The sequence below is a fragment of the Streptomyces sp. B1I3 genome (genome assembly GCF_030816615.1).
Lineage (GTDB): Bacteria > Actinomycetota > Actinomycetes > Streptomycetales > Streptomycetaceae > Streptomyces.
In genome coordinates this window covers 4,297,014-4,315,688 of the sequence record NZ_JAUSYD010000001.1, presented here as the reverse complement: position 1 = coordinate 4,315,688, position 18,675 = coordinate 4,297,014, and the positions used below count along the sequence as shown (strand labels likewise).

Annotated in this window: 20 protein-coding genes; 6 read left to right on the top strand and 14 right to left on the bottom strand. The window is 72.0% G+C overall.

The genetic code is table 11. The features are described from left to right. Positions 1-129 precede the first annotated feature (129 nt). The 3 genes from QFZ58_RS19870 (at position 130) to QFZ58_RS19860 (ending at position 2,486) form a co-directional block, all read left to right on the top strand. Positions 130-1,353, top strand: a complete 1,224-nt coding sequence (locus QFZ58_RS19870; RefSeq protein WP_307126245.1) for a cytochrome P450 — start codon at positions 130-132, stop codon at positions 1,351-1,353. Positions 1,354-1,358: 5 nt separating this feature from the next. Beyond that, positions 1,359-1,559 (top strand): ferredoxin, encoded by a 201-nt coding sequence (locus QFZ58_RS19865; protein ID WP_307126244.1) that lies wholly within the window; start codon positions 1,359-1,361, stop codon positions 1,557-1,559. Positions 1,560-1,688: 129 nt separating this feature from the next. Next, positions 1,689-2,486: a hypothetical protein gene (locus QFZ58_RS19860; RefSeq protein WP_307126243.1), complete on the top strand. Its 798-nt coding sequence runs from the start codon at positions 1,689-1,691 to the stop codon at positions 2,484-2,486. A gap of 42 nt (positions 2,487-2,528) precedes the next feature. Here the strand turns inward: QFZ58_RS19860 and QFZ58_RS19855 are convergent, their stop codons facing one another. The 5 genes from QFZ58_RS19855 to QFZ58_RS19835 are packed head-to-tail and all read right to left on the bottom strand — an operon-like array spanning position 2,529 to position 4,921. Beyond that, on the bottom strand, positions 2,529-3,479 hold the full coding sequence (locus tag QFZ58_RS19855; protein ID WP_307126242.1) for a hypothetical protein: 951 nt from the start codon (positions 3,477-3,479) through the stop codon (positions 2,529-2,531). Beyond that, positions 3,476-3,889, bottom strand: a complete 414-nt coding sequence (locus tag QFZ58_RS19850) for a hypothetical protein (RefSeq protein ID WP_307126241.1) — start codon at positions 3,887-3,889, stop codon at positions 3,476-3,478. The genes QFZ58_RS19855 and QFZ58_RS19850 overlap by 4 nt, the downstream gene beginning before the upstream one ends. After that, on the bottom strand, positions 3,889-4,302 hold the full coding sequence (locus tag QFZ58_RS19845) for a hypothetical protein (RefSeq protein WP_307126240.1): 414 nt from the start codon (positions 4,300-4,302) through the stop codon (positions 3,889-3,891). The genes QFZ58_RS19850 and QFZ58_RS19845 overlap by 1 nt, the downstream gene beginning before the upstream one ends. Next, positions 4,302-4,670 (bottom strand): DsrE family protein, encoded by a 369-nt coding sequence (locus tag QFZ58_RS19840; RefSeq protein WP_307126239.1) that lies wholly within the window; start codon positions 4,668-4,670, stop codon positions 4,302-4,304. The genes QFZ58_RS19845 and QFZ58_RS19840 overlap by 1 nt, the downstream gene beginning before the upstream one ends. Beyond that, entirely contained in the window at positions 4,670-4,921 is a 252-nt protein-coding gene (locus QFZ58_RS19835) for an acyl carrier protein (protein WP_307126238.1), read from the bottom strand. Before QFZ58_RS19835 ends, QFZ58_RS19840 begins: the two co-directional genes overlap by 1 nt. Positions 4,922-5,147: 226 nt before the next feature. Between QFZ58_RS19835 and QFZ58_RS19830 the strand changes: the two genes are divergently transcribed. Further along, positions 5,148-7,298, top strand: a complete 2,151-nt coding sequence (locus tag QFZ58_RS19830; RefSeq protein ID WP_307126237.1) for a beta-ketoacyl synthase N-terminal-like domain-containing protein — start codon at positions 5,148-5,150, stop codon at positions 7,296-7,298. A 32-nt stretch (positions 7,299-7,330) separates the two neighbouring features. Next, positions 7,331-8,293: a hypothetical protein gene (locus QFZ58_RS19825; protein ID WP_307126236.1), complete on the top strand. Its 963-nt coding sequence runs from the start codon at positions 7,331-7,333 to the stop codon at positions 8,291-8,293. A gap of 57 nt (positions 8,294-8,350) precedes the next feature. Here QFZ58_RS19825 and QFZ58_RS19820 read toward each other — a convergent pair whose 3' ends face one another. The 7 genes from QFZ58_RS19820 to QFZ58_RS19790 form a co-directional block, all read right to left on the bottom strand. After that, on the bottom strand, positions 8,351-9,121 hold the full coding sequence (locus QFZ58_RS19820; protein WP_307126235.1) for a thioesterase II family protein: 771 nt from the start codon (positions 9,119-9,121) through the stop codon (positions 8,351-8,353). Positions 9,122-9,143: 22 nt separating this feature from the next. Further along, positions 9,144-9,362: an MbtH family protein gene (locus QFZ58_RS19815; RefSeq protein WP_069171823.1), complete on the bottom strand. Its 219-nt coding sequence runs from the start codon at positions 9,360-9,362 to the stop codon at positions 9,144-9,146. Positions 9,363-9,468: 106 nt separating this feature from the next. Continuing rightward, on the bottom strand, positions 9,469-9,789 hold the full coding sequence (locus QFZ58_RS19810; RefSeq protein WP_307126234.1) for a LysR family transcriptional regulator: 321 nt from the start codon (positions 9,787-9,789) through the stop codon (positions 9,469-9,471). A gap of 197 nt (positions 9,790-9,986) precedes the next feature. Then, complete coding sequence (locus QFZ58_RS19805) at positions 9,987-12,146, bottom strand: MMPL family transporter (protein ID WP_307126233.1); 2,160 nt, start codon at positions 12,144-12,146, stop codon at positions 9,987-9,989. Between the two features lie 130 nt (positions 12,147-12,276). Continuing rightward, positions 12,277-12,489: an acyl-CoA carboxylase epsilon subunit gene (locus tag QFZ58_RS19800; RefSeq protein WP_307126232.1), complete on the bottom strand. Its 213-nt coding sequence runs from the start codon at positions 12,487-12,489 to the stop codon at positions 12,277-12,279. Then, the gene (locus QFZ58_RS19795; protein WP_307126231.1) at positions 12,486-14,033 is read right to left on the bottom strand and encodes an acyl-CoA carboxylase subunit beta; all 1,548 of its coding nucleotides are present in this window, start codon (positions 14,031-14,033) and stop codon (positions 12,486-12,488) included. The genes QFZ58_RS19800 and QFZ58_RS19795 overlap by 4 nt, the downstream gene beginning before the upstream one ends. Next, on the bottom strand, positions 14,014-15,108 hold the full coding sequence (locus QFZ58_RS19790; protein WP_307126230.1) for a polyprenyl synthetase family protein: 1,095 nt from the start codon (positions 15,106-15,108) through the stop codon (positions 14,014-14,016). Before QFZ58_RS19790 ends, QFZ58_RS19795 begins: the two co-directional genes overlap by 20 nt. Positions 15,109-15,464: 356 nt before the next feature. Between QFZ58_RS19790 and QFZ58_RS19785 the strand changes: the two genes are divergently transcribed. Beyond that, the gene (locus QFZ58_RS19785) at positions 15,465-15,710 is read left to right on the top strand and encodes a hypothetical protein (RefSeq protein ID WP_307126229.1); all 246 of its coding nucleotides are present in this window, start codon (positions 15,465-15,467) and stop codon (positions 15,708-15,710) included. A 14-nt stretch (positions 15,711-15,724) separates the two neighbouring features. On the opposite strand, the gene QFZ58_RS19780 is transcribed toward QFZ58_RS19785, so the two are convergent. Next, on the bottom strand, positions 15,725-17,689 hold the full coding sequence (locus QFZ58_RS19780; RefSeq protein WP_307126228.1) for a BTAD domain-containing putative transcriptional regulator: 1,965 nt from the start codon (positions 17,687-17,689) through the stop codon (positions 15,725-15,727). Between the two features lie 50 nt (positions 17,690-17,739). After that, positions 17,740-18,480: an IclR family transcriptional regulator gene (locus QFZ58_RS19775; RefSeq protein WP_307126227.1), complete on the bottom strand. Its 741-nt coding sequence runs from the start codon at positions 18,478-18,480 to the stop codon at positions 17,740-17,742. Between the last annotated feature and the right edge of the window lie 195 nt (positions 18,481-18,675).

Here is an 18,675-nt window from a genome sequence, read left to right as displayed (position 1 = left end):
CGAAGGATTCGGATTCCCCCGGACCGGATTGCCTTGCAGCAAGTGGCAGCACATCCGGCGGACCGGAATTCCGTCCGTAGCATCACCCCGAGCAGGCTCATCACCACATCGAAGACAGGGAAATTTCCCATGACCGACGCCATGGAGATACCGGCGACCTGCCCCGTCGCCCCCCGCGGATGGCCCAACCCGCTGCTCGCCGAGTACGACCAGGTGCCGGCGGGCCGTCCGCTGACCCAGGTGACCATGCCGTCGGGCAGCAAGGCGTGGCTCGTCTCCCAGCACGACCACATCCAGCGACTGCTGGCCGACGACCGGTTCAGCGTCGAGCCGCACCCGACGTTCCCGATCAGGTTCCCGGCGCCGCAGGAACTGCTGGACATGATCGCCCGCGACTCGAAGAACCTGCTGGTGACCATGGACCCGCCGCGGCACACGCGGGTCCGTCAGATGGCACTGCCCGACTTCACCATCAAGGCCGCCGAGAAGCTGCGCCCCCGGGTCCAGGAGCTCATCGACGGCTACCTGGACCGGATGGAGACGGCCGGCGGTCCGCTCGACCTCGTCCAGGCCCTCGCCCTGCCGCTGCCCGCGCAGGTGATCTGCGAGATGGCCGGCATCCCCGAGGCCGAGCGTGATGTGTTCACGCGCAACGCCGCGATCATGGTGGGCACGCGCCACTCGTACACCATGGACGAGAAGATGGCCGCCAACAACGAGCTGATGGAGTACTTCGCGACTCTCGTCACCGAGAAGCAGAAGAACCCCACCGACGACATGCTCGGCAACTTCATCACCCGGGCCGGCCGGACCGACGAGTTCGACCACCACGGTCTGACGCTGATGACGAAGATGCTGCTGCTCGCCGGCTACGAGTTCATCGTGAACCGCATCGCCCTCGGCACCCAGACGCTCCTCGACCACCCCGACCAGCTGAAGGCCCTGCAGGCCGACCCGGCGGGGCTGATGCCCAAGACCGTGAACGAGGTGCTGCGGCACTTCAGCATCGTCGACGAGATCATCGCCCGCGTGGCGCTCGCCGACGTGGAGATCGACGGGGTGACCATCAAGGAGGGCGAGGGCATCCTCGTGCTCAAGGGCCTCGGCGACCGGGACCCCGCCAAGTACACGGACCCGGACGCCTTCGACATCCACCGCGACTCCCGGGACCACCTGGCCTTCGGCTACGGCGTCCACCAGTGCCTGGGCCAGCACGTGGCGCGGCTGATGATGGAGCTGTGCTTCACCTCGCTGTTCACCCGCTTCCCGGGTCTGCACGTGGTCGAGTCGGACGAGCCGATCGAGCTCGTCGACGGGCTGCCGCCGGTGCACAAGCTCGTGGTCGGCTGGTGAGCGGCATGCGGGTGAACGTCGACCGCGACCGCTGCATCGGCGCCGGTCTCTGCGTGATGAGCGCGCCGTCGGTCTTCGACCAGGAGGACGACACCGGCCTGGTCGTCCTGCTCGACGACCGCCCCGCGGGTGCCGACTCCGAGCACGCACGCAAGATCGCCGAGCACATCTGCCCGTCGAAGGCCATCCGGATCACCGGCGGCTGAGCCGGCCCCGCACACCGGGCCGACGGGCCCGCCCCGGCCCGGGGCGGGCCCCGCGTCGTGCCCCCACCACGCCTCCCCACGTCCGCACCCGTGCGCGGTGCGGGCGGTCGACCAGAGTGGACAGCATCCATGACAACACCCAGCGCCTGGAAAGTACTGAGCGCGGGCCGGGGCCCCGGCCTCGTCCTGGCCGTCGACTTCGCCACCACCGGGCGTTCCGACTCCGGCTTCTCCGACCTCGCCCCGCGCCTCGGCCCGGAGTTCACCGTGTGGGAGACGAGGCAGCCCGACACGGGCGACGGGATGTCCGCGCGGGACTACGTCGAGCGGTGGGCCAGGGAGGTCGAGGACAGCGGGCGTACCGTCCGGGCGGTGCTCGGCTACTGCGCCGGCAGCGTCTTCGCCGGGGAGCTGGCCGCCAGGCTGGCCGCCGGGCAGGCCGAGCCGCCCGGGTTCCTGATGTTCGACCCGGAGGTGCCGACCCCGGCCGCCCTGGACCGGGACTTCACCGCCATGCTGGACCAGTTCGCCTCGGTCCTCTCCGCCGGCGAGGTGGCCGCCGCCCGGCAGGCCGCGGCGGCGGCACGGGCGGCCGCCTCCGACTTCGCCGCCTTCGGGGACGAGCTCGTACGGATCTTCCGGGAGCAGGCCGGGGCCGCGTTCGCCCGCGAGGAGCTCGACCCGGACCTGCTCGAGGAGTTCGCGGCGGTGTTCAGGTCGTTCGTCTCGTACCTGGACGCGGCCCGGGAGATCGATCCGACCGCCGCCTGGCGCACCGCCACCTCGGTGAACTCCCTGGAGCCGACCGAGGGCGCCCGGCTCGCCGCGCGGGCCGTCGACATCCCCGTCCGCCACACCGACATCCTGCGCAGCGACCTGACGGCCGGTGCCGTCACCGAGTTCCTCTCCGCCCACGCGCTCTCCTGACGTGTGCCGGGGTGTCAGGGCCCCGGCACACGCCGGTCTCTGTCAGCGCCTGTCGGGTGACCTCTGATCGAGCTGGGCGCGCGGCCTGCTCGAACCGATGAGGGCGCCGACCGTCATGACGCACCGGTCGCCGTCCCAGCTCTCCCCGGAGACGAAGACGTTGTCGGCCATCAGCCGGTCGATGCGCGCCACATGGCGCAGCACCGCTCCCGGCCGGACCTCACCGGCGAAGCGGCAGCGCCGGAACGCCGCGGCGACCTGCACTCCCCCGGTGGTTCCGCTCGACAGCCACAGGAGCACCGAGGACTGCCCGAAGGACTCCAGCATCAGCGCCCGGGGGTACATGTACCGGGACAGCGGCAGGCCGTCCTCCATCGCCCCGTAGCACGGCTCGGACCCGGAGACCGCCTTGAGCGTCGTGATCTCCCTGCCCGGGTCGAAGGCCTCCACCCGGTCGACCAGCAGCATCGGGTGGCGTACGGGCAGCCGGTCCAGGATCGCGGTGTAGTCCGGTCCGGCCGCGGTGGCGGGTACCGGGGGCGGCCCGCCCGCCGGGGTGAGCCGGTCGGACACGACGGCGTCCCGGCCGCCGAGCACCACCTTGGCGGCGACGACCGGGACACCGTCCTGGCGCACGCCGTCGGCGGTGACCAGCCACCGCCCGTCCCCGGTCTGCGCGGCGGTGACGTCGAGGCGGACCTCGTCGCCGCCCTGCATGGGCGCCAGCCACCGGCCCGTGACGACCTCCACCAGGTTCAGCGGCTCTCCGGTGCCGGTGAGCGTCGTCACCGCCTGCCGGAGCCCTTCGAGGACGAACACGGCCGGCAGCAGAGTGAGGCCGGGGAAGTGCCCGGCCATGTACGGGTCGTCGGCGCGGACCGTCTTGAACGTGCGGAACCGCAGGTCCGGTCCGCCCGGGCACACCTCGATCCGGTCGACCGCGCGCAGCGGCGTGGCGAAGGTGTGCGGCGCCCCGGCCGGCCCGCCGCTCATATGAACCACACGTGGTCGTACGCGGGCCAGCGGGCCGCCAGTTCCGCCGGGTCCAGGCAGGTGGTGCCAGGCACCAGGTCCCCGGGCGTGAAGCCGAGCCCGGTGAGCGCGGCCCCGTCCACGAAGACGTCGAAGCCCGCGTCGACCAGGTCCCGTACGGAACCCCGGTAGTCCGGCAGCGTGTCCAGAGTCGTGGAGCCGAGCCGCAGGGAGGGCACGTACGTGTGCTCCTCGACGGCCATCGTCACCGTCGCGCCGCGCAGCGCGAGGTCGACCTGCTCGAACTGCCCGTGCAGGTCGAGCAGTCCGTACAGCGGATGGAAGAACTGCACCTCGACCGCGCCCCGGTAGGCACGGTCGATGACGCAGAGTACGCGCCTGCGGGGCTCCGCCCGTCGGTTCGTCGTCATCAGGCTCCCCCGAGGTAGAGCGTCTGCCGGGCGGCGTCGATGGTCCCGGCCAGCCGGAGCGGCGACCGGTGCCGCACCTGCGGTATGTGGTGGATCGCGCCGCGCTCCTCGGAGCACGCGGTGCACGCGATCCAGGCGAAGCGGCCCTTGCCGTCGGCGGTCAGCTGCCGGACGACGGCCGAGGACGAGGGGTAGTGCCCCTCCGGGTCACGGGTGTTCGGCAACTTGGTGTCGCCGAACGTGTCCTGGGTGAGCATGTTGGCGTAGCCGCACGCCCAGACGCGTACCGAGCCGCCGTTCTCCAGCACCGCGTGCGAGAGCCGCAGCGCCGAGGTGACCACGTCACCGGAGTGCGGGGCCGCCGTCATGATCAGCAGCAGGTCCCAGACACGGCGCTTCATCGGAGTACCCATCAGTGCCACACTCCCCTGCAGTCGTCCTCGGCCAGGGCGGCCGCGACGCTGTCCATGCCGGCGAGCCGCACGTGCGGTGAGAGCCGGGCGGGGGCCAGCGCGCGCTGCGCCGCGGAGAAGTCGTCCACCAGGACCTCGACCCCCGCCTCGGCGAGCCGCCCGATCTCCGGCACGTCGGTTCCCACCGCGCTGAGCACCCCGTCCTCGACGAGGTAGACCCGTACCCGGTGGCCCGCTTCGGCCAGCGCCACGGCGTCCAGGAGGAAGGTGCCCGCGTTGGGCCCCGCCCAGTTGCCCTTGCTCTCGATCAGGAAGTAGGAGGCGGCGGCCCCGCCGGTGTCCGCGGTCCGGACCGGCTGCGCCTCCATCAACCGCTCAGCTTCCGGCTGAGCAGTTCGCGGATGTCGGTGAACGTCCGGAGCTTGACGAGCTCCTCCTCGGGGATCCTGATCCCGTAGCGCTGCTCCAGCGTGACGGCGAGTTCCAGCGCGACGACCGAGTCGACGCCCAGCTCCTCGATGAGGAGCACGTCGTCGGTCAGGGCCGTGGACTCGACGTCCAGGGTGTCCGCCACCATGTCCCGCAGCTCCGACGTGTCCAGCGTGCTTTCGACCGTCACCGGATCCCCTTTCTTTCGACTATTCATATTCGGCTCCGCTTCATAAGGAGTTCTGTTTTCCTTTTTACGGAGCCGGACCGATCGCCCCGAATCGTATGGGAGGCGGCCGAACACCCGATCCTTTTCTGCAGGTACTTGCAGGGATAACGGCCGCCCGGCAGCCACGACGGCACCCTGTTCGCTATCGGTCAATTTATTCCGCACGTTCCGAAGGAGTGGGGTGCCGGTGACGGTCGTCGTCACAGGGCTGGGAGCAATGACGTGCTTCGGCAGCGGAGTCGACGCGCTGTGGGAGGGGCTGCTGCGTGCCGACCGCCGGCCGGTGCCCGCGCCGGACGGCTGCGGGCTGCCGGACCATCCGCGGCTGTACGCCGCCCCGCCAGGCGCCGGAACCCCCGGGCGCACCAGTTCGCTGGTCGTCGAGGCGGTCGCGGAGGCCGTCGCCGAGGCCCGGCTGACCCGAGAGGACCTGTTCGACGCGGGCCTCACCGTCGGCACGTCGCTCGGCGACATCGACCTGGCCGAACTGCCGGGTGGGCCGGACCGCCGGTCCGCCACGCACGGGGTGACCGCGGTGGTCGCCGACCGGTTCGGCATCGGGGGCTGTGCCCACACCCTGTCCACCGCCTGCTCCGCCGGGGCGTACGCGGTGGGCTGGGGCGCCCGGCTGATCGAGACGGGGCAGGCCGACATCGTCGTCGCCTGCGGCGGCGACGCCTTCTCCCGGGTCGCCGTCGGCACGCTCCACCGGTTCGGACTTCTGGACCCCGAGTGCTGCCGGCCCTTCGACACCGGTCGCGCGGGCATGGTCACCGGCGAGGGAGCCGCGGCCGTGGTGCTGGAGTCCGCCGAGTCCGCCCGGCGCCGGGGCGTGACCGCCCAGGCGGCGCTCACCGGCCAGGGATGGAGCTGCGACGCCCACCACCCGATGGCCCCGGAGCCGTCCGGCGGGCAGCTGCGGCGTGCGGCCGCCCAGGCACTCGCCACCTCGGAGCTCCCCGGAGCAGTGGTCCTCCACCGCGCCGGGGTGGCGCTCAACGACTCCGTGGAGAGCACGGCCGTCAGCGAGGCCGTCACCGCCGCCGGCGGCGACATCGCCCGGACGGCCGGTTACGCGCCGAAGGCGGTCATGGGCCACACCGCGGGTGCGGCCGGGGTGTTCGGCTGTGTCATAGCCGCCCGGATGCTGCGCACCGGCCTGGTGCCGCCGAACGCCCACGTCACCGAGGTCGACCCCACCTGCCCGATGGACGTCCCCCTCGCGGGGCCCCGTGCCGCTGCCCCGCCCGGCCGTACTGGTGAGCGGGACCGGGTTCGGGGCCAACAACGCGGTGCTCGCCTGGGAGGCCGTCGCGTGAACGTACTGCTCACGGGCGCCGGCTCGGTCGCGGAGACTCCCCCCGACGCGGCGCGGGACAGGGACCCGGACTGGTTCGACCCCACCGAACACCTCGGCCGGCGCGGCTGGAAGTACTTCGCCCCGGCCACCCGGTACCTCCTGGCCGCCGGCCATCAGGCGCTCGGCCGCCGCCACGACGGCCCGCCCCTGGACGGCGACCCCAGCCTGCGCCTCGGTGTGGTCACGGGCACCCAGTACGCGATCGCCCGTGCGCACCGCCGGATGGACGACACCCTGCGCACGGAGGGCGTCCGGGCCATCAGCCCGGCCGAGGTCCCCGCCTTCTCGATGAGCACCCCCGGCAGCCAGCTCGCGATCAGCACCGGGGCCCGGGCGTTCTCGGTCACGCTGACCAATCCCGTCACCGCGGGGCTGGAGGCCGTGCACTTCGCGCTCACGGCGCTGCGTACCGGCCGTGCGGACCGGGTGGTGGCCGCGGCCACCGACCAGGCGCCCGACGGGGACGAGGGGCACGGCCTGCTGGACGGCGCCGCCGCCGTCGTCCTGTCCACGCCGGACGCGGCCGGTCGGGCCGGTGCACTCGCCGAGATCACCGGCGGCCTCTCCCGGTTCCTGCCGCGGGGTTCCGACGGCCGCCGGGACCCGGCCGCCGTCGCGGCGGCCGGCGTACGCGTCGCCGCCCTGGCCGCCGGTGCGCACGGTGTACGGCTGGTCGTCGGCGCACCGTCCACGTCCGCGCCGCTCGCGGCCGCGGTGCTCGACGCCGTCGCCACGGCGATCGCCGGGTCCGCGGGTTCGCTGTGCGGCTCCGGCGGACAATTCGCCGAGGCCCGGCATTGCACAGCCTCGGGAATGCTGGAGCTGATAGCGCTGGCGAGGGCGGGAGGGCCCGCCCTCCTGGTCTCGCTCTCCGATTCCGGGCACCTCACCGCCATAGCACTGCGCAGCCCGTGCGAACGTGGTTTTCACCATTCTTCCGCAACTGGATTTCCCGTAAAAGGAGGTGGGGTACTTTGACCGCTGATGACCGGTCAGATACCATGCCGATCATGACAGTAATGGCGGCACAGCCGACCTCCCGGCTGATCAAGATGCGCAGGATATGCGGCTACGGCACCGTGGTCGCGGTTATGCCGTACATGCTGATCAAAATCGTCTGGACATTCGGAATCTTCCTCCCGAACGACGAAATGGGCGAAGCGGATTGGCGCGCGATCAATGCGACGACCGCGGTGCTCGCCGCGGTGGGAATCCTGCTGGCGGTGGCATTCATACAGCCCTGGGGCGAGAGGCTTCCGGCATGGCTGATCGTCCTGCCCGTCTGGGTGGGCACCGGCCTGCTCGTCCCGATGCTGGTCCTGGCACCGGTGCTCGGCCCGGCCGCGATGTCCCAGGACGAACAGGCCGACGCCTCCAACGACCTCTGGGCGTACGAGCAGGTGCTCGTCATGATCTCGCTGGTGGGTGTCGGCATCGGCCTGCCCCTCGCACTCGCCGGGTACGCGCGGGCGCGGTGGCCGGAAGCACTGAGCGGTCCGGTCGACGGCGATGAGGTCGCGGGCGGCACCCGGTCGCTGCAGACGACGGTGGCACGACTGCTCGCCGCGGGCTGCGTCGCGCTCGGTCTCGTCAAGGTGTTCTGGGCGGCCGGCGGAACGGCGGGGCTCGACGCGGACCGCTTGTCCTACCGTGACATGTGGTGGCACCTGCTGTCCCTGAGCATGGGGGTCTGGGCCTTCCTGGGCGCCTGGGGACTGCTCGTCCTGACGAGCCGGCGGGGGGCGAAGAAGTTCCTGGTCCCCATGGCGGCGTCCTGGATCTCTTCGGGCATGCTCTTCTCGTACAGCCTCTACAGTCTGCTGACCAACCTCGGCACGAAGCGCCCCGCCCCCGAGAACGAGGTCGCGCACCTGCTGGCCGGCCAGGTCGGCACGGTCCTGGGCGTCCTCATGGGGATGGTCATCCTGCTGGTGCTGCACGACCGCAGGCGCGCGCTGCGTGAGGCGGCCTGAACTCCCTCCCCCGTACGGTGAACGCCGCGTCGACATGGTCGGCGCGGCGTTCACGCGTCACGGACGGGCCGCGCCCGGAAGGGGTTCGGTACACCACCGCGGCAGCCCGGACCACACGTCCGTCTCGTAGAAGTGCCCACCCGGCAGCTCGCAGGCCTCGAAGCCGCCGTCCGCCAGTGACTTCCAGCCCTCTTCCACCTCGGCGAAGGCCACGGTGTCGCCGGAGCCGTAGAGCACTCTCAGCGGCACGGTCGCCCGGGTTCCCTCGGTGAAGCTGTACGACTCCGACACGGCGAGGTCGGCGCGGAGCAGTTCCACGGCGATGGCGCGGAGTTCGGGTTCGTTGGCCACGACCGCCGGCATCTGCCCGAAGGTGCGCATCCAGGCGACGAGGGCGTCGTCACTGTCGTCCGAGCGGGGGGTGTGGGCGGTGTGGAACTGGCGTCGGTGGGGCGCGACCCCGCCGGAGACGACGAGCGCGGACGGGGGCGGGACGCCGAGGCGTCCGAGCTGGGCCGCCGTCTCGAAGGCCAGCCAGGACCCCATGCTGTGGCCGAACAGCGTGTAGGGCCGGGAGGTGAGGCCGCGGACGGCGTTCACCACGTCGTCGCGCAGGGCGATCCAGTCGCGCGCGAACGGCGTGCCGAACCTCATCTCCCGCCCCGGGTAGCAGATCAGTGCCAACTCCACGTCCGCGGGCATGGCTTCGGCCCACTGGCGGAACGGTGCCGTGCCGCCGCCGCAGAAGCTCAGGCACACCAGGACCCGGCCGGCGCCCGGACGGGGCCGGGGCCGGTACACCGCCGAGGAGCGGGAGACCGTCTGCATGATCGTCCTTTCCGGGGCCGTCCTACTTCGACTCGGCCATCTGGCGCTGGAGGCTCAGCGGGCGCATGTCGGTCCAGTTCTCGTTGACGTAGTCCAGGCAGGCCTGCCTGCTGTCCTGGCCGTGCTTCACCGTCCAGCCGGCGGGCACCTCGGCGAACGCGGGCCACAAGGAGTGCTGGCCCTCCTCGTTGACCAGCACGTAGTAGGAGGCGTCGTTGTCCTCGAACGGGTTGGTGCTCATCGTATTCTCTCCAACGTTTCTGGAAGGGGGCGAAGATGGGAAGAGATCTCTGCCGGAACGGCCGGGGAAAGAGTGAACGGCGCGGAAGGAAATCGGCGCACGCCTTTCAGGCGCCGTTCTTCCGGGCCGTCGGCACGGGGGCCCCGGCCGGCGTCCGTCCGCACTCCGCGTCCTCGTCCGGGCGCGGACCGCGAATGTCGTTCATCAGCGTCAGGACCGCCTGCGCGGACGACAGGACAGACCGTCCGTCGCGGGTCAGCCTGGCACCGCCGGGATGCCGGGTGAACAGTTTGAAGCCGAGGGAGCGTTCCAGGCACTGGATCTGATAGGTGATCGCCGGCTGGGAATAGGCGAGTTGCCGTGCCGCGGCATCCATCCGTCCGGTTTCCGCGACCGAAACGAAAGCTCTCAACTCACGCTCGTGCATCACACCTCGCATTCGGCCGATACCGCGGCGGGAATTCCGATGTCCAGGAACGCCGTGTCAAAATCCTACAGACACCTTCACTGTTCGTTCCCCTGTTCTTTCAGGAAGCTGCACGGCCCGCCGGGGCGGGACGGAAGACGCCCGCCCCGGCCGGGAGTCGGCCGGGGCGGGCGTCGATCCGGGTCGGCCCGGCGGGACTACCGGCTGCTGGAGCCGACGAGGTCCTCGGAGCCGTGGCCGGCGGGGGGCTCCACGCCCTCGCCCGCCGCAGCGCCGTCGCGGTTGCCCGGCCACCATGCCTTCGGTCCCACCAGGGTGGTGACCGCGGGAACGAGGAGGATCGCCATCAAGAACGCGCTGAGCAGGATCCCGAAGGCCACGGCGAAGCCCATCTGCTTCAGCATCGCGTTGTCCGCAAGCATCAGCACGCCGAAGGTGCCCGCGAGGATGACCGCCGCGGCGCTGATGGTGGGAGCGGAGTGCGTGACGGCCAGCCGGACGGCCTCCCTCGGCTCCTTGCCGCTGCTGACCTCCTCCCGCAGCCGGGCCACCATCAGGATGTTGTAGTCCGTCCCGATGGCGACGACGAAGAGGTAGACGATCACCGGCAGCATGAACAGCAGCCCGCCCGAACCGCTCTGGAACAGCCAGACGGTGGCACCGAGGGTGCCGCTGAAGCCCAGGCCGACCGAGATCATCAGGTACCAGGGGGCGATGACGCTGCGCAGCATCAGGCCGAGGATGAGCATGATCGCCACCGCGGCGACCGGGAACACGAGCCTGTAGTCGCGGTTCACGGCGGTGCGGACGTCGGCGAGGAGAGCGGTGCTTCCGCCGACGAACTGTTCGGTGTCCTGGGGCGCCGCCTGGTGGACCCTGTCCCGCAGTTCGCCCCCGACGAGTTCCATGGCCCGGTCCTCGGTGGGACGGTAGTCGAGCACGACGCCGTACTGCGCGACCCGGCCGTCAGGGCTGACCACGGCCGGGGCGACCTGTGCCACACCGCCGACCTCCGCCAGTTCCTTCCGGTAGGTGTCCAGTCCGGCCTTGTCGAGCGCCGCCCCGCCGGTGGACCTCACGTAGACGAACGTGGGGTCGGACTGGCCGGCCGAGAAGCCGGTCTGGAAGTCCTCCATGGCCTGTACGGACTCCAGGGTGTCCGGGAGCGAGCTCTCGGTGTCGTATTCGGCCCGGAAGCCGAACACCCCCGAGGCGAGCGCCACGAGCACCAGGCCGGAGACGCCGGCGATGAGACCGGGCCTGCGGGACGCGAAGCTTCCGACCCGGCCCGAGAGCGCGTTCTTCGGCTGGGTGCGCCAGGCCTTCGAGGGCCAGAACGCCTTGGTGCCCAGCAGCGAGAACACGGCCGGCACGAGGGTGAGCGCGGAGATCAGGGTGACGGCGACGGCGAGCGCCAGCGCCAGGCCCATGCTGCTGAGCATGCCCATGGACGACAACAGCAGTGAGAGGAACGCGGCGATGACGACGCCGGCGGCGGAGGCGATGGTCTCGCCGACCCGGCCCGCGGCGGTGGCCAGCGCCTCCTTGGCCTCCATGCCGTCCCTCAGGTGCTCCCGGTACCGGAACAGCAGGAAGAGCGTGTAGTCGGTGCCGACGCCGAAGAGCACCACGATGAGGATGGCGGAGATGGAGGCGGGTGCCCGCATGCCCGCGAGATCCACGGCGGTGGCGATGACGCCCATGGTGACCATGAACACGACCCCGATGACGAGGACGGGCGTCAGGGCGATGATCGGGCTGCGGAAGATGGCCAGCAGCAGCACGATGATGATGACCAGGGTGGCCATCATGACCATGGCGTCGGTGCTGTCCGACGCCTCCATCGAGTCCAGCACCGTGGCGGCCGGGCCCGTGTAGGCCCACTCCAGCCCACTGCCCTCGAGCCGGTCGGCGGTCGCGGTGCGGAGCTCACCGACGGATTCGACCAGCGTCTCGTCGTTGGCCTTCTGCGTGGAGGCGAACACCTGGACGAGGGCGATCTTCCCGTCCGGTGAGACCGCCTTCGGGTCCGCCACCACCTCGGTGATCTTCGCGAACTTCTCGTCCCGCAGGGCGCCCGCGATCTCGCCGGCCTTCTTCGTGTCGGCCGCGGTCAGCTCGCCGCCGTCGGCGCGCTGGACGACGCCGATGGCCGCCGGCTGACGGCTCTGCGGAAAGGCGTCCTGCTGGATCTGCACCGCGCGTACCGACTCGTAGTGCGACGGGAGGAACTCCGCCTGGTCATCGGTCGGCTTCAGCTGGGGGGCCAGCGCGATCAGGGCGGTGGTCGCCAGCAGCCACAGCACGACCACCGTCCATGGGCGGTTCACCGAGAACCGCCCGATCCCTCGGAACATGGGAATCCTCCACGTCTTCACCCGCGGCTCGTCCCGCCGCGTATATGCACTCGGACCTTTGGACGGCCACGTTCCGCAACGCGCCGGCCGACTTCAAGTAGGGGTGCAACGACCTGCATCCGCCCGCCGGTCAGCGCCCGCCCCGCCAGGAGACCAGGGACGAGGGCGGGGACTCCGCCCGGCGCCACGGCGCCCGCGCGGGCGCCGTCGTCCCCGGGGCGGCCGGTCCGGACCGCTGCACTGCGGCGAGCACCACCGCGACCGCGGCGGCCAGTTCCTCGGGCGTCGGGGAGCCGTGGACCACTCTCAGCAGGGAATCGCCCTGTCCGGCCGCGGCGTTCACGCGGGCTGGTTGCCGTGCTTGCGGGACGGCAGGTCGGCGTGTTTGAGGCGCAGCATGTCCAGGGAGCGGATGAGCAGGTGCCGCGTCTCGGCGGGGTCGACGACGTCGTCGACCAGGCCGCGCTCCGCGGCGTAGTAGGGGTGCATCAACTCGGCCTTGTACTCCTTGACCAACTGGCCTCGCATCGCCTCGGGGTCGTCGGAGGCGGCGATCTCGCGGCGGAAGATGACGTTGGCGGCGCCTTCGGCGCCCATGACGGCGATCTCGTTGGTGGGCCAGGCGTATGACAGGTCGGCTCCGATGGAGGTGGAGTCCATGACGATGTACGCGCCTCCGTAGGCCTTGCGCAGGATCAGCGAGATCCGCGGCACGGTCGCGTTGCAGTACGCGTACAGGAGCTTCGCCCCGTGACGGATGATCCCACCGTGCTCCTGGTCGACGCCCGGCAGGAAGCCGGGTACGTCGACGAGTGTGACCAGCGGGATGTTGAAGGCGTCGCAGAACTGGACGAAGCGCGCGCCTTTTTCGGAGGAGTGGATGTCCAGCACCCCGGCGTACGACAGGGGCTGGCTGCCGACCACACCGACGACGTGCCCGTCGAGGCGGGCCAGCGCGCAGATGATGTTGGTGGCCCAGCGTTCGTGGACCTCGAGGAAGTCGCCGTCGTCGACGAGTTCCTCGATGACCTTGTGCATGTCGTAGGGGCGGTTGCCGTCGGCGGGGACCAGGTCCAGCAGGACGTCGCCGCGCCGGTCGGCCGGGTCGTCGCTGGGCACGACGGGCGGGTTCTCGCGGTTGTTGGACGGGAGCATGCCGATCAGGTAGCGGACCTCGGCGATGCACGTCTCCTCGTCGTCGTACGCGAAGTGCGCGACGCCCGAGGTCTCGGCGTGCACGTCCGCGCCGCCGAGCCCGTTCTGGGTGATCTCCTCGCCGGTGACGGCCTTGACGACGTCGGGTCCGGTGATGAACATCTGCGAGGTCTCACGGACCATGAACACGAAGTCGGTGAGGGCGGGGCTGTAGGCCGCGCCGCCCGCGCACGGGCCGAGCATCACACTGATCTGCGGGATGACCCCGGAGGCACGGGTGTTGCGCTGGAAGATGCCGCCGTATCCGGCGAGCGCGCTCACGCCCTCCTGGATCCGGGCGCCGGCGCCGTCGTTCAGCGAGACCAGCGGCGCCCCGGCCGAGATGGCCATGTCCATGATCTTGTGGATCTTGGTGGCGTGGGCCTCGCCCAGCGCGCCGCCGAAGATCCGGAAGTCGTGCGCGTAGACGAAGACCGTGCGGCCCTCGACCGTGCCCCAGCCGGTGATGACACCGTCGGTGTAGGGCTTCTTCGCCTCCAGGCCGAACCCGGTCGCCCGGTGCCGCCGCAGCTGCTCGACCTCCTTGAACGAACCCGCGTCCAGGAGGAGCGCGATACGCTCCCGCGCCGTCAGCTTCCCCTTGGCGTGCTGCGCCTCGGTCGCCCGGTCGCCCGGTCCGCGCAGCGCCTCGGCGCGGATCGCCGCCAGTTCGTCAACCGTTTCCGTCGGCATGTCCCACCCCTTGTCGTGTCTGCTGGTCAGATCGGTGCCCCGCGTCCACCGTGCGGGCGACGCGCGAGTCGACGTAGTCGCACAGGGCGTGCAGCGCCCGGCGTGCCGGGCCCGGCGGCAGCACGCCCAGCGCCTCCCGGGCCAGACACAGCCGGTGTCCCAGATGCGCGGCGGCCGCCGCCGGGGCGGGCGAGTCGGCGAACAGGTCCAGGGCGCGCCTGCGGTCCTCCGGGCCGTCCAGCGGTCCCGACGACAGCAGCTCCCGCAGTTCGGCGCCGGCCGGCCGCCGGTCGGTGGCGGCCAGCACCACCGGCAGGCTGGGAACCCCGGCGGCCAGGTCCTTGCCCAGCTCCTTGCCCGTGCTCGACGCGGGGGCAACCAGGTCGAGGAGGTCGTCCGAGATCTGGAAGGCGACGCCCAGCTGACGGCCGTACTCGCCGAGGGCCCGCCCGTGCGCGGCCGGGGCACCGGCGTGGAGCGCGCCGGCGCTCACGGCCATGGCCAGCAAGGCCGCGGTCTTGCCGGAGGTGACCCGGAAGAAGTGGGCGACGGGGTCCTCCCCCTCGCCGGGCCCCGTCATCTCGCGCAGCTGGCCCTCGACGAGCTCGCTCGCCACGTCCGCTTGGAACCGCACCATCTCCGGCCCCAGTTCGGCGGCGAGCCGGGCCGCGCGGGCGAGCAGCCAGTTGCCGCCCGCCACGGCGAGGCGGGCGCCCCAGAGGGCGTTGACGCTGGCCACTCCGTGCCTCAGCTCAGCCCCGTCCATCACGTCGTCGTGGTGGAGGGAGGAGATGTGGACGAGTTCGGCGATCACCGCGGCCTCGACGACGCCGTCCCGCCACGGCTCCCCGAACTCTGCGCCGAGCAGCACGAGCAGCGGGCGCAGCCGTTTGCCGCCCGCCGCCGCGATGTGACCCACGAGCTCGGCCACGCGCGGATCGGGGGCGTCCGCCGCGCAGTCCAGCAGGCGCTTCTCGACGGTGAGCAGGGCGTGCGCCGTCCGTTCCCGGAAGCGCGGGTCGTGCGCGGCCAGGTGAGCCAGCAGTTCGGAACCGGGCAGGGCCGTGGCAGTCATGTCCTCGTCCTCTTCTCGGCGGGCTCGCGGCGTCGCGGGAGGGCACGGCGGGCACGTCACGCGTCAACTCCGGGGGTCCGGTCACACAAAGGGACCGGACCCCCGGCGTCCCGGCAGTACGAGGGGGATCGCCTACCGGACAGGTGGGCTCCGCGATCGGAGCGAGCACTGCACCTGACGCGTTCATGGAACTGCGGGCCCGCCGCGCTCGGCAATACCCGTTTCAGGAAGCTGCCAGCAGGCAGGGCGCCGAAGGCCCGGTGTGCATCCAGGGGCCCGGAGTATAGAAAAGGCATAGGTATGTACCCAACTCTGGAGGGAACGCCCGGCAGGGGCGGTTCGAGGAGGAGGGAAACATGAGCACGGACGCCGCACCGGATCCGACCGAGGTGCCGGACACCCCGGAGCGGACCGGGGCGCAGGGGCACGGGTGCGCACCGGCCGACGTCCCCGACGGGGTCGGTGAGGACGGACCGGAGGAGGAGGGTTTCCCGGAGGAGGACGCGGTCGCGGACGACGAGGGGCTGCGCTGGGCCGCGTTGCTGGCAGCGTTCATCAATGACGTACAGCCCCCGCCCCCCGGTACTCCGCCGGCCCACTGACCGTGACGTACGCGTCAGGGACCGTCCGTGACGGCCGCCGTTCCGCGGGCCACCAGCCTGACCAGCGGTGTGCACCGGTAGCGCTCCTGGGCCTGCGGAGCCACGGACGGTCCGGCCGGCGGGAGCGGAGGGGCCCCACCCGGCGCCGCCTCCGTACCCCCGTCGGCCACGGCGCTCACCAGGGGCTTCCCGGCGACCACCTCCAGCAGCCCTGCCTCCACCAGCGCGTCCAGCGCGCCCCGGGCCCGGTCCTCCGGCCAGTTGAGCCGCCGCGCGAGGCAGGCCGGTGAGACGGCGCCCGGCTCCGTACGGGCCAGCGTGCGCAGGACCGGGCGCAGCGGCGGCTCCAGCCGCATGACGCCCTCCCGGAGGACGGTCCACAGCTCGTCGGCCCCCTCCCCCCACTCGTCCGGCCGGACCTCTCCCCTCTCCAGCCGGTCCACCAGCCTGCCCACCGGCCACTGCGGGCGGGCGACCAGCCGTGTCGCGCAGAACCGCAGGGCCAGCGGCAGGCCCTCGCAAAGGTCCAGCAGCCGCCCGGTGGCGCCGGGTTCGGCGGCCAGCCGCTCCCGGCCGACCCGGGAGGCGAGCAGTTCCCGCGCATCCCGGTCGTCGAGCCGTCCGACCGGCACCGCCCTGACGCCCTCCATCGAGACGAGCCGGCGGCCGCCGCTGATCAGCACCCGGCAACCGGGGCCGCTCGCCAGCAGGGGCCGCACCTGGCGTTCGTCGGACGCGTTGTCGAGCACCACCAGGATCCGGCGGCGGGACAGGGCGCTGCGGTAGAGCTGCACGCGCTCCTCCAGCGTGGCGGGCAGGTCCTCACCCCGTACGGACATCAGCGCGCGCAGGAAGCTGCCGAGCACGTCCAGCGGGTCCTTGGCGCGGCCGCCCTCGCCGCGCAGGTCGGTGTAGAGCTGGCCCTGCCGGAAGTCGTCCCGGCAGGCGTGCCCCGCGCGCACGGCCAGCGCCGAGGTGCCCACCCCGGCCGCACCGGTCAGGACGACGCCCCGGTACGGGCTGCGGCCGTCGCGCAACTCCTGTACCACCCGCACCAGTTCGGTCCGGCGGCCGACGAACCCGGCCGCGTCCGTCGGCAGCATCGCCGGGACCAGACCGTTCCAGGGGCTGTGCGCGGCATTCCTTGGCCCGCCGGCCGGCGTGTCCGGACAGGGCGGGACGCTCCCGCCGCGCCCCAGGGTCAGGGTCAGGGGTTCGGCGGCGGCCGGACCGGGCAGTTCCTCCAGCAGCACCGCCCGGTGGAGTGCGCGCAGCGCCGCACCGGGGGCCACACCCAGCTCCTCGTGAAGGACCCGGCGGCCCTGTTCGTACACCCGCAGCGCGTCCATCTGCCGGTCGCAGCGGTACAGAGCAATCATCAGGTGGCCGCGCAGCGACTCCCGTGCGGGGTTCTCCGCCACCAGCCGGGTGAGCTCCGGCAGCGCGGTGTCGTGTCTGCCCAAGGCCAGGACCGCCTCCATCCGGTGGTCCAGCGCCCGCAGCCGCGCCTCCTCCAGCATGGGGAGCTCGGTCCGGGCCAGGACGTCCGTGACGTCCTGGAGGGCCGGACCCCGCCACAGCCGTAGTGCCGGTTCGAGGCAGGCGGCGGCCTCCGCGTAACGGTGCTGTGCCAGGTACTGCCGCCCCTCCTCGGCCAGGTGCTGGAACGTCTTCCAGTCGAGCTGGGAGGACCCCATGACCAGGCCGTAGGCCCGGTGCCTGCGCACCAGCCGGACGCCGGGCTCACAGCTGCGCCGCAGTCGGGAGACATAGGTGTAGAGCTGCGCCGACTTCGTCGCGGGCGGGGTGGGCCCCCACAGCAGTTCGGCGAGCCACAGGTCGGAGACGAACCGCCCCGGGGAGAGGAGGAGCGCCGCCAGTACCGTGCGCTGTTTGGCCGCGGTGAGCGGGACGCGCACGCCCCGCGTCCAGATCTCCGTGGGGCCCAGGATCCTGAACTCCATCTGCGGCACCGGCACGTCCTGCCCTCCCTGCAGGCGGGGCCGCCCCCCGCCCTGTTGGGGGGAGATCATCCGTCGGACGCCTCGCCCAGACGCAGTGCCGCGTCGATCACGGCACCACCGAACTCCCGCACGGGTTCCCTGGTCAGCGCCGGGACCGGACCCGACAGGGAGAGCGCCGCGACCACCCGGCCGCCGGGCCCCCGCACGGGAGCGGCCAGCGTGACGACGTCCGTGTCCCAGACGCCGAGGCTCTGCGCCCAACCCCTGCGGCGTACCTGCGTCAGCGCGGCGGCGGTGAAGCGGGCCCGGGAGACGCCCGCGTACAGCACCTCGGGCTGCTCCCAGGCGAGCAGCACCTGGGCCACCGCACCGGAACGCAGGGAGAAGGCGGTCCCCACCGGCACCGCTCCCTTCCCCGCCGTCGCCGCCTCCGCACCGGCCACGCACAACTGCCCGCCCTCGCACCGCCGGTACAGCCGGGCGCTCGCCCCGGTACGGTCGCGCAGCTCGGCCAGTACGGACCCGGCGAGGGCCAGCATCCGGTCCCCGTGCACGACGACCGCCATCTCACCCAGCCGGGGACCGAGCTGGAACCGGCCCTTGGCGTCCCGGGTGACGAGCCGCAGCCGCTCCAGGGCCAGGGCCAGCCGGTGGGCGGTGGGGCGCGTCAGCCCGGAGACCACGACGATCTTGGAGAGCGAGGCGGGGCCGTCCTCCAGCACGCTCAACAGCAGGGAGGCCTTGTTCAGCACGCCGACCCCGCTGTCGTGGGGGAGCGCGAGGCCCGGGAAGGACAAGGTGGTCATCGAACACTCTCCAGGGACTCGGCCGGCGCACCGGCCGGTTCGGCACGCCGCAGGAGGAGCGCGGCACACCCTCCCGCACGCGGCAGGACCAGCGGACCTCTGCGGAGAACCGCAGCCCTGTGGCGGCGGACCCGTCCGCCGCTCGTGCCGGCCTTCATCGTGTTCGCACCTCGCGTCAGCGGTACTTCGTGGCGG

Coding starts and splice junctions, on each gene's coding strand:
- QFZ58_RS19840 (WP_307126239.1), bottom strand. CDS start 4,670: ATGGAGGCGCAGCCGGTCCGGACCGCGGACACCGGCGGGGCCGCCGCC.
- QFZ58_RS19820 (WP_307126235.1), bottom strand. CDS start 9,121: ATGCAGACGGTCTCCCGCTCCTCGGCGGTGTACCGGCCCCGGCCCCGT.
- QFZ58_RS19855 (WP_307126242.1), bottom strand. CDS start 3,479: ATGAGCGGCGGGCCGGCCGGGGCGCCGCACACCTTCGCCACGCCGCTG.
- QFZ58_RS19810 (WP_307126234.1), bottom strand. CDS start 9,789: ATGCACGAGCGTGAGTTGAGAGCTTTCGTTTCGGTCGCGGAAACCGGA.
- QFZ58_RS19775 (WP_307126227.1), bottom strand. CDS start 18,480: ATGACCACCTTGTCCTTCCCGGGCCTCGCGCTCCCCCACGACAGCGGG.
- QFZ58_RS19860 (WP_307126243.1), top strand. CDS start 1,689: ATGACAACACCCAGCGCCTGGAAAGTACTGAGCGCGGGCCGGGGCCCC.
- QFZ58_RS19825 (WP_307126236.1), top strand. CDS start 7,331: ATGACAGTAATGGCGGCACAGCCGACCTCCCGGCTGATCAAGATGCGC.
- QFZ58_RS19845 (WP_307126240.1), bottom strand. CDS start 4,302: ATGGGTACTCCGATGAAGCGCCGTGTCTGGGACCTGCTGCTGATCATG.
- QFZ58_RS19795 (WP_307126231.1), bottom strand. CDS start 14,033: ATGCCGACGGAAACGGTTGACGAACTGGCGGCGATCCGCGCCGAGGCG.
- QFZ58_RS19865 (WP_307126244.1), top strand. CDS start 1,359: ATGCGGGTGAACGTCGACCGCGACCGCTGCATCGGCGCCGGTCTCTGC.
- QFZ58_RS19805 (WP_307126233.1), bottom strand. CDS start 12,146: ATGTTCCGAGGGATCGGGCGGTTCTCGGTGAACCGCCCATGGACGGTG.
- QFZ58_RS19785 (WP_307126229.1), top strand. CDS start 15,465: ATGAGCACGGACGCCGCACCGGATCCGACCGAGGTGCCGGACACCCCG.
- QFZ58_RS19790 (WP_307126230.1), bottom strand. CDS start 15,108: ATGACTGCCACGGCCCTGCCCGGTTCCGAACTGCTGGCTCACCTGGCC.
- QFZ58_RS19870 (WP_307126245.1), top strand. CDS start 130: ATGACCGACGCCATGGAGATACCGGCGACCTGCCCCGTCGCCCCCCGC.
- QFZ58_RS19850 (WP_307126241.1), bottom strand. CDS start 3,889: ATGACGACGAACCGACGGGCGGAGCCCCGCAGGCGCGTACTCTGCGTC.
- QFZ58_RS19815 (WP_069171823.1), bottom strand. CDS start 9,362: ATGAGCACCAACCCGTTCGAGGACAACGACGCCTCCTACTACGTGCTG.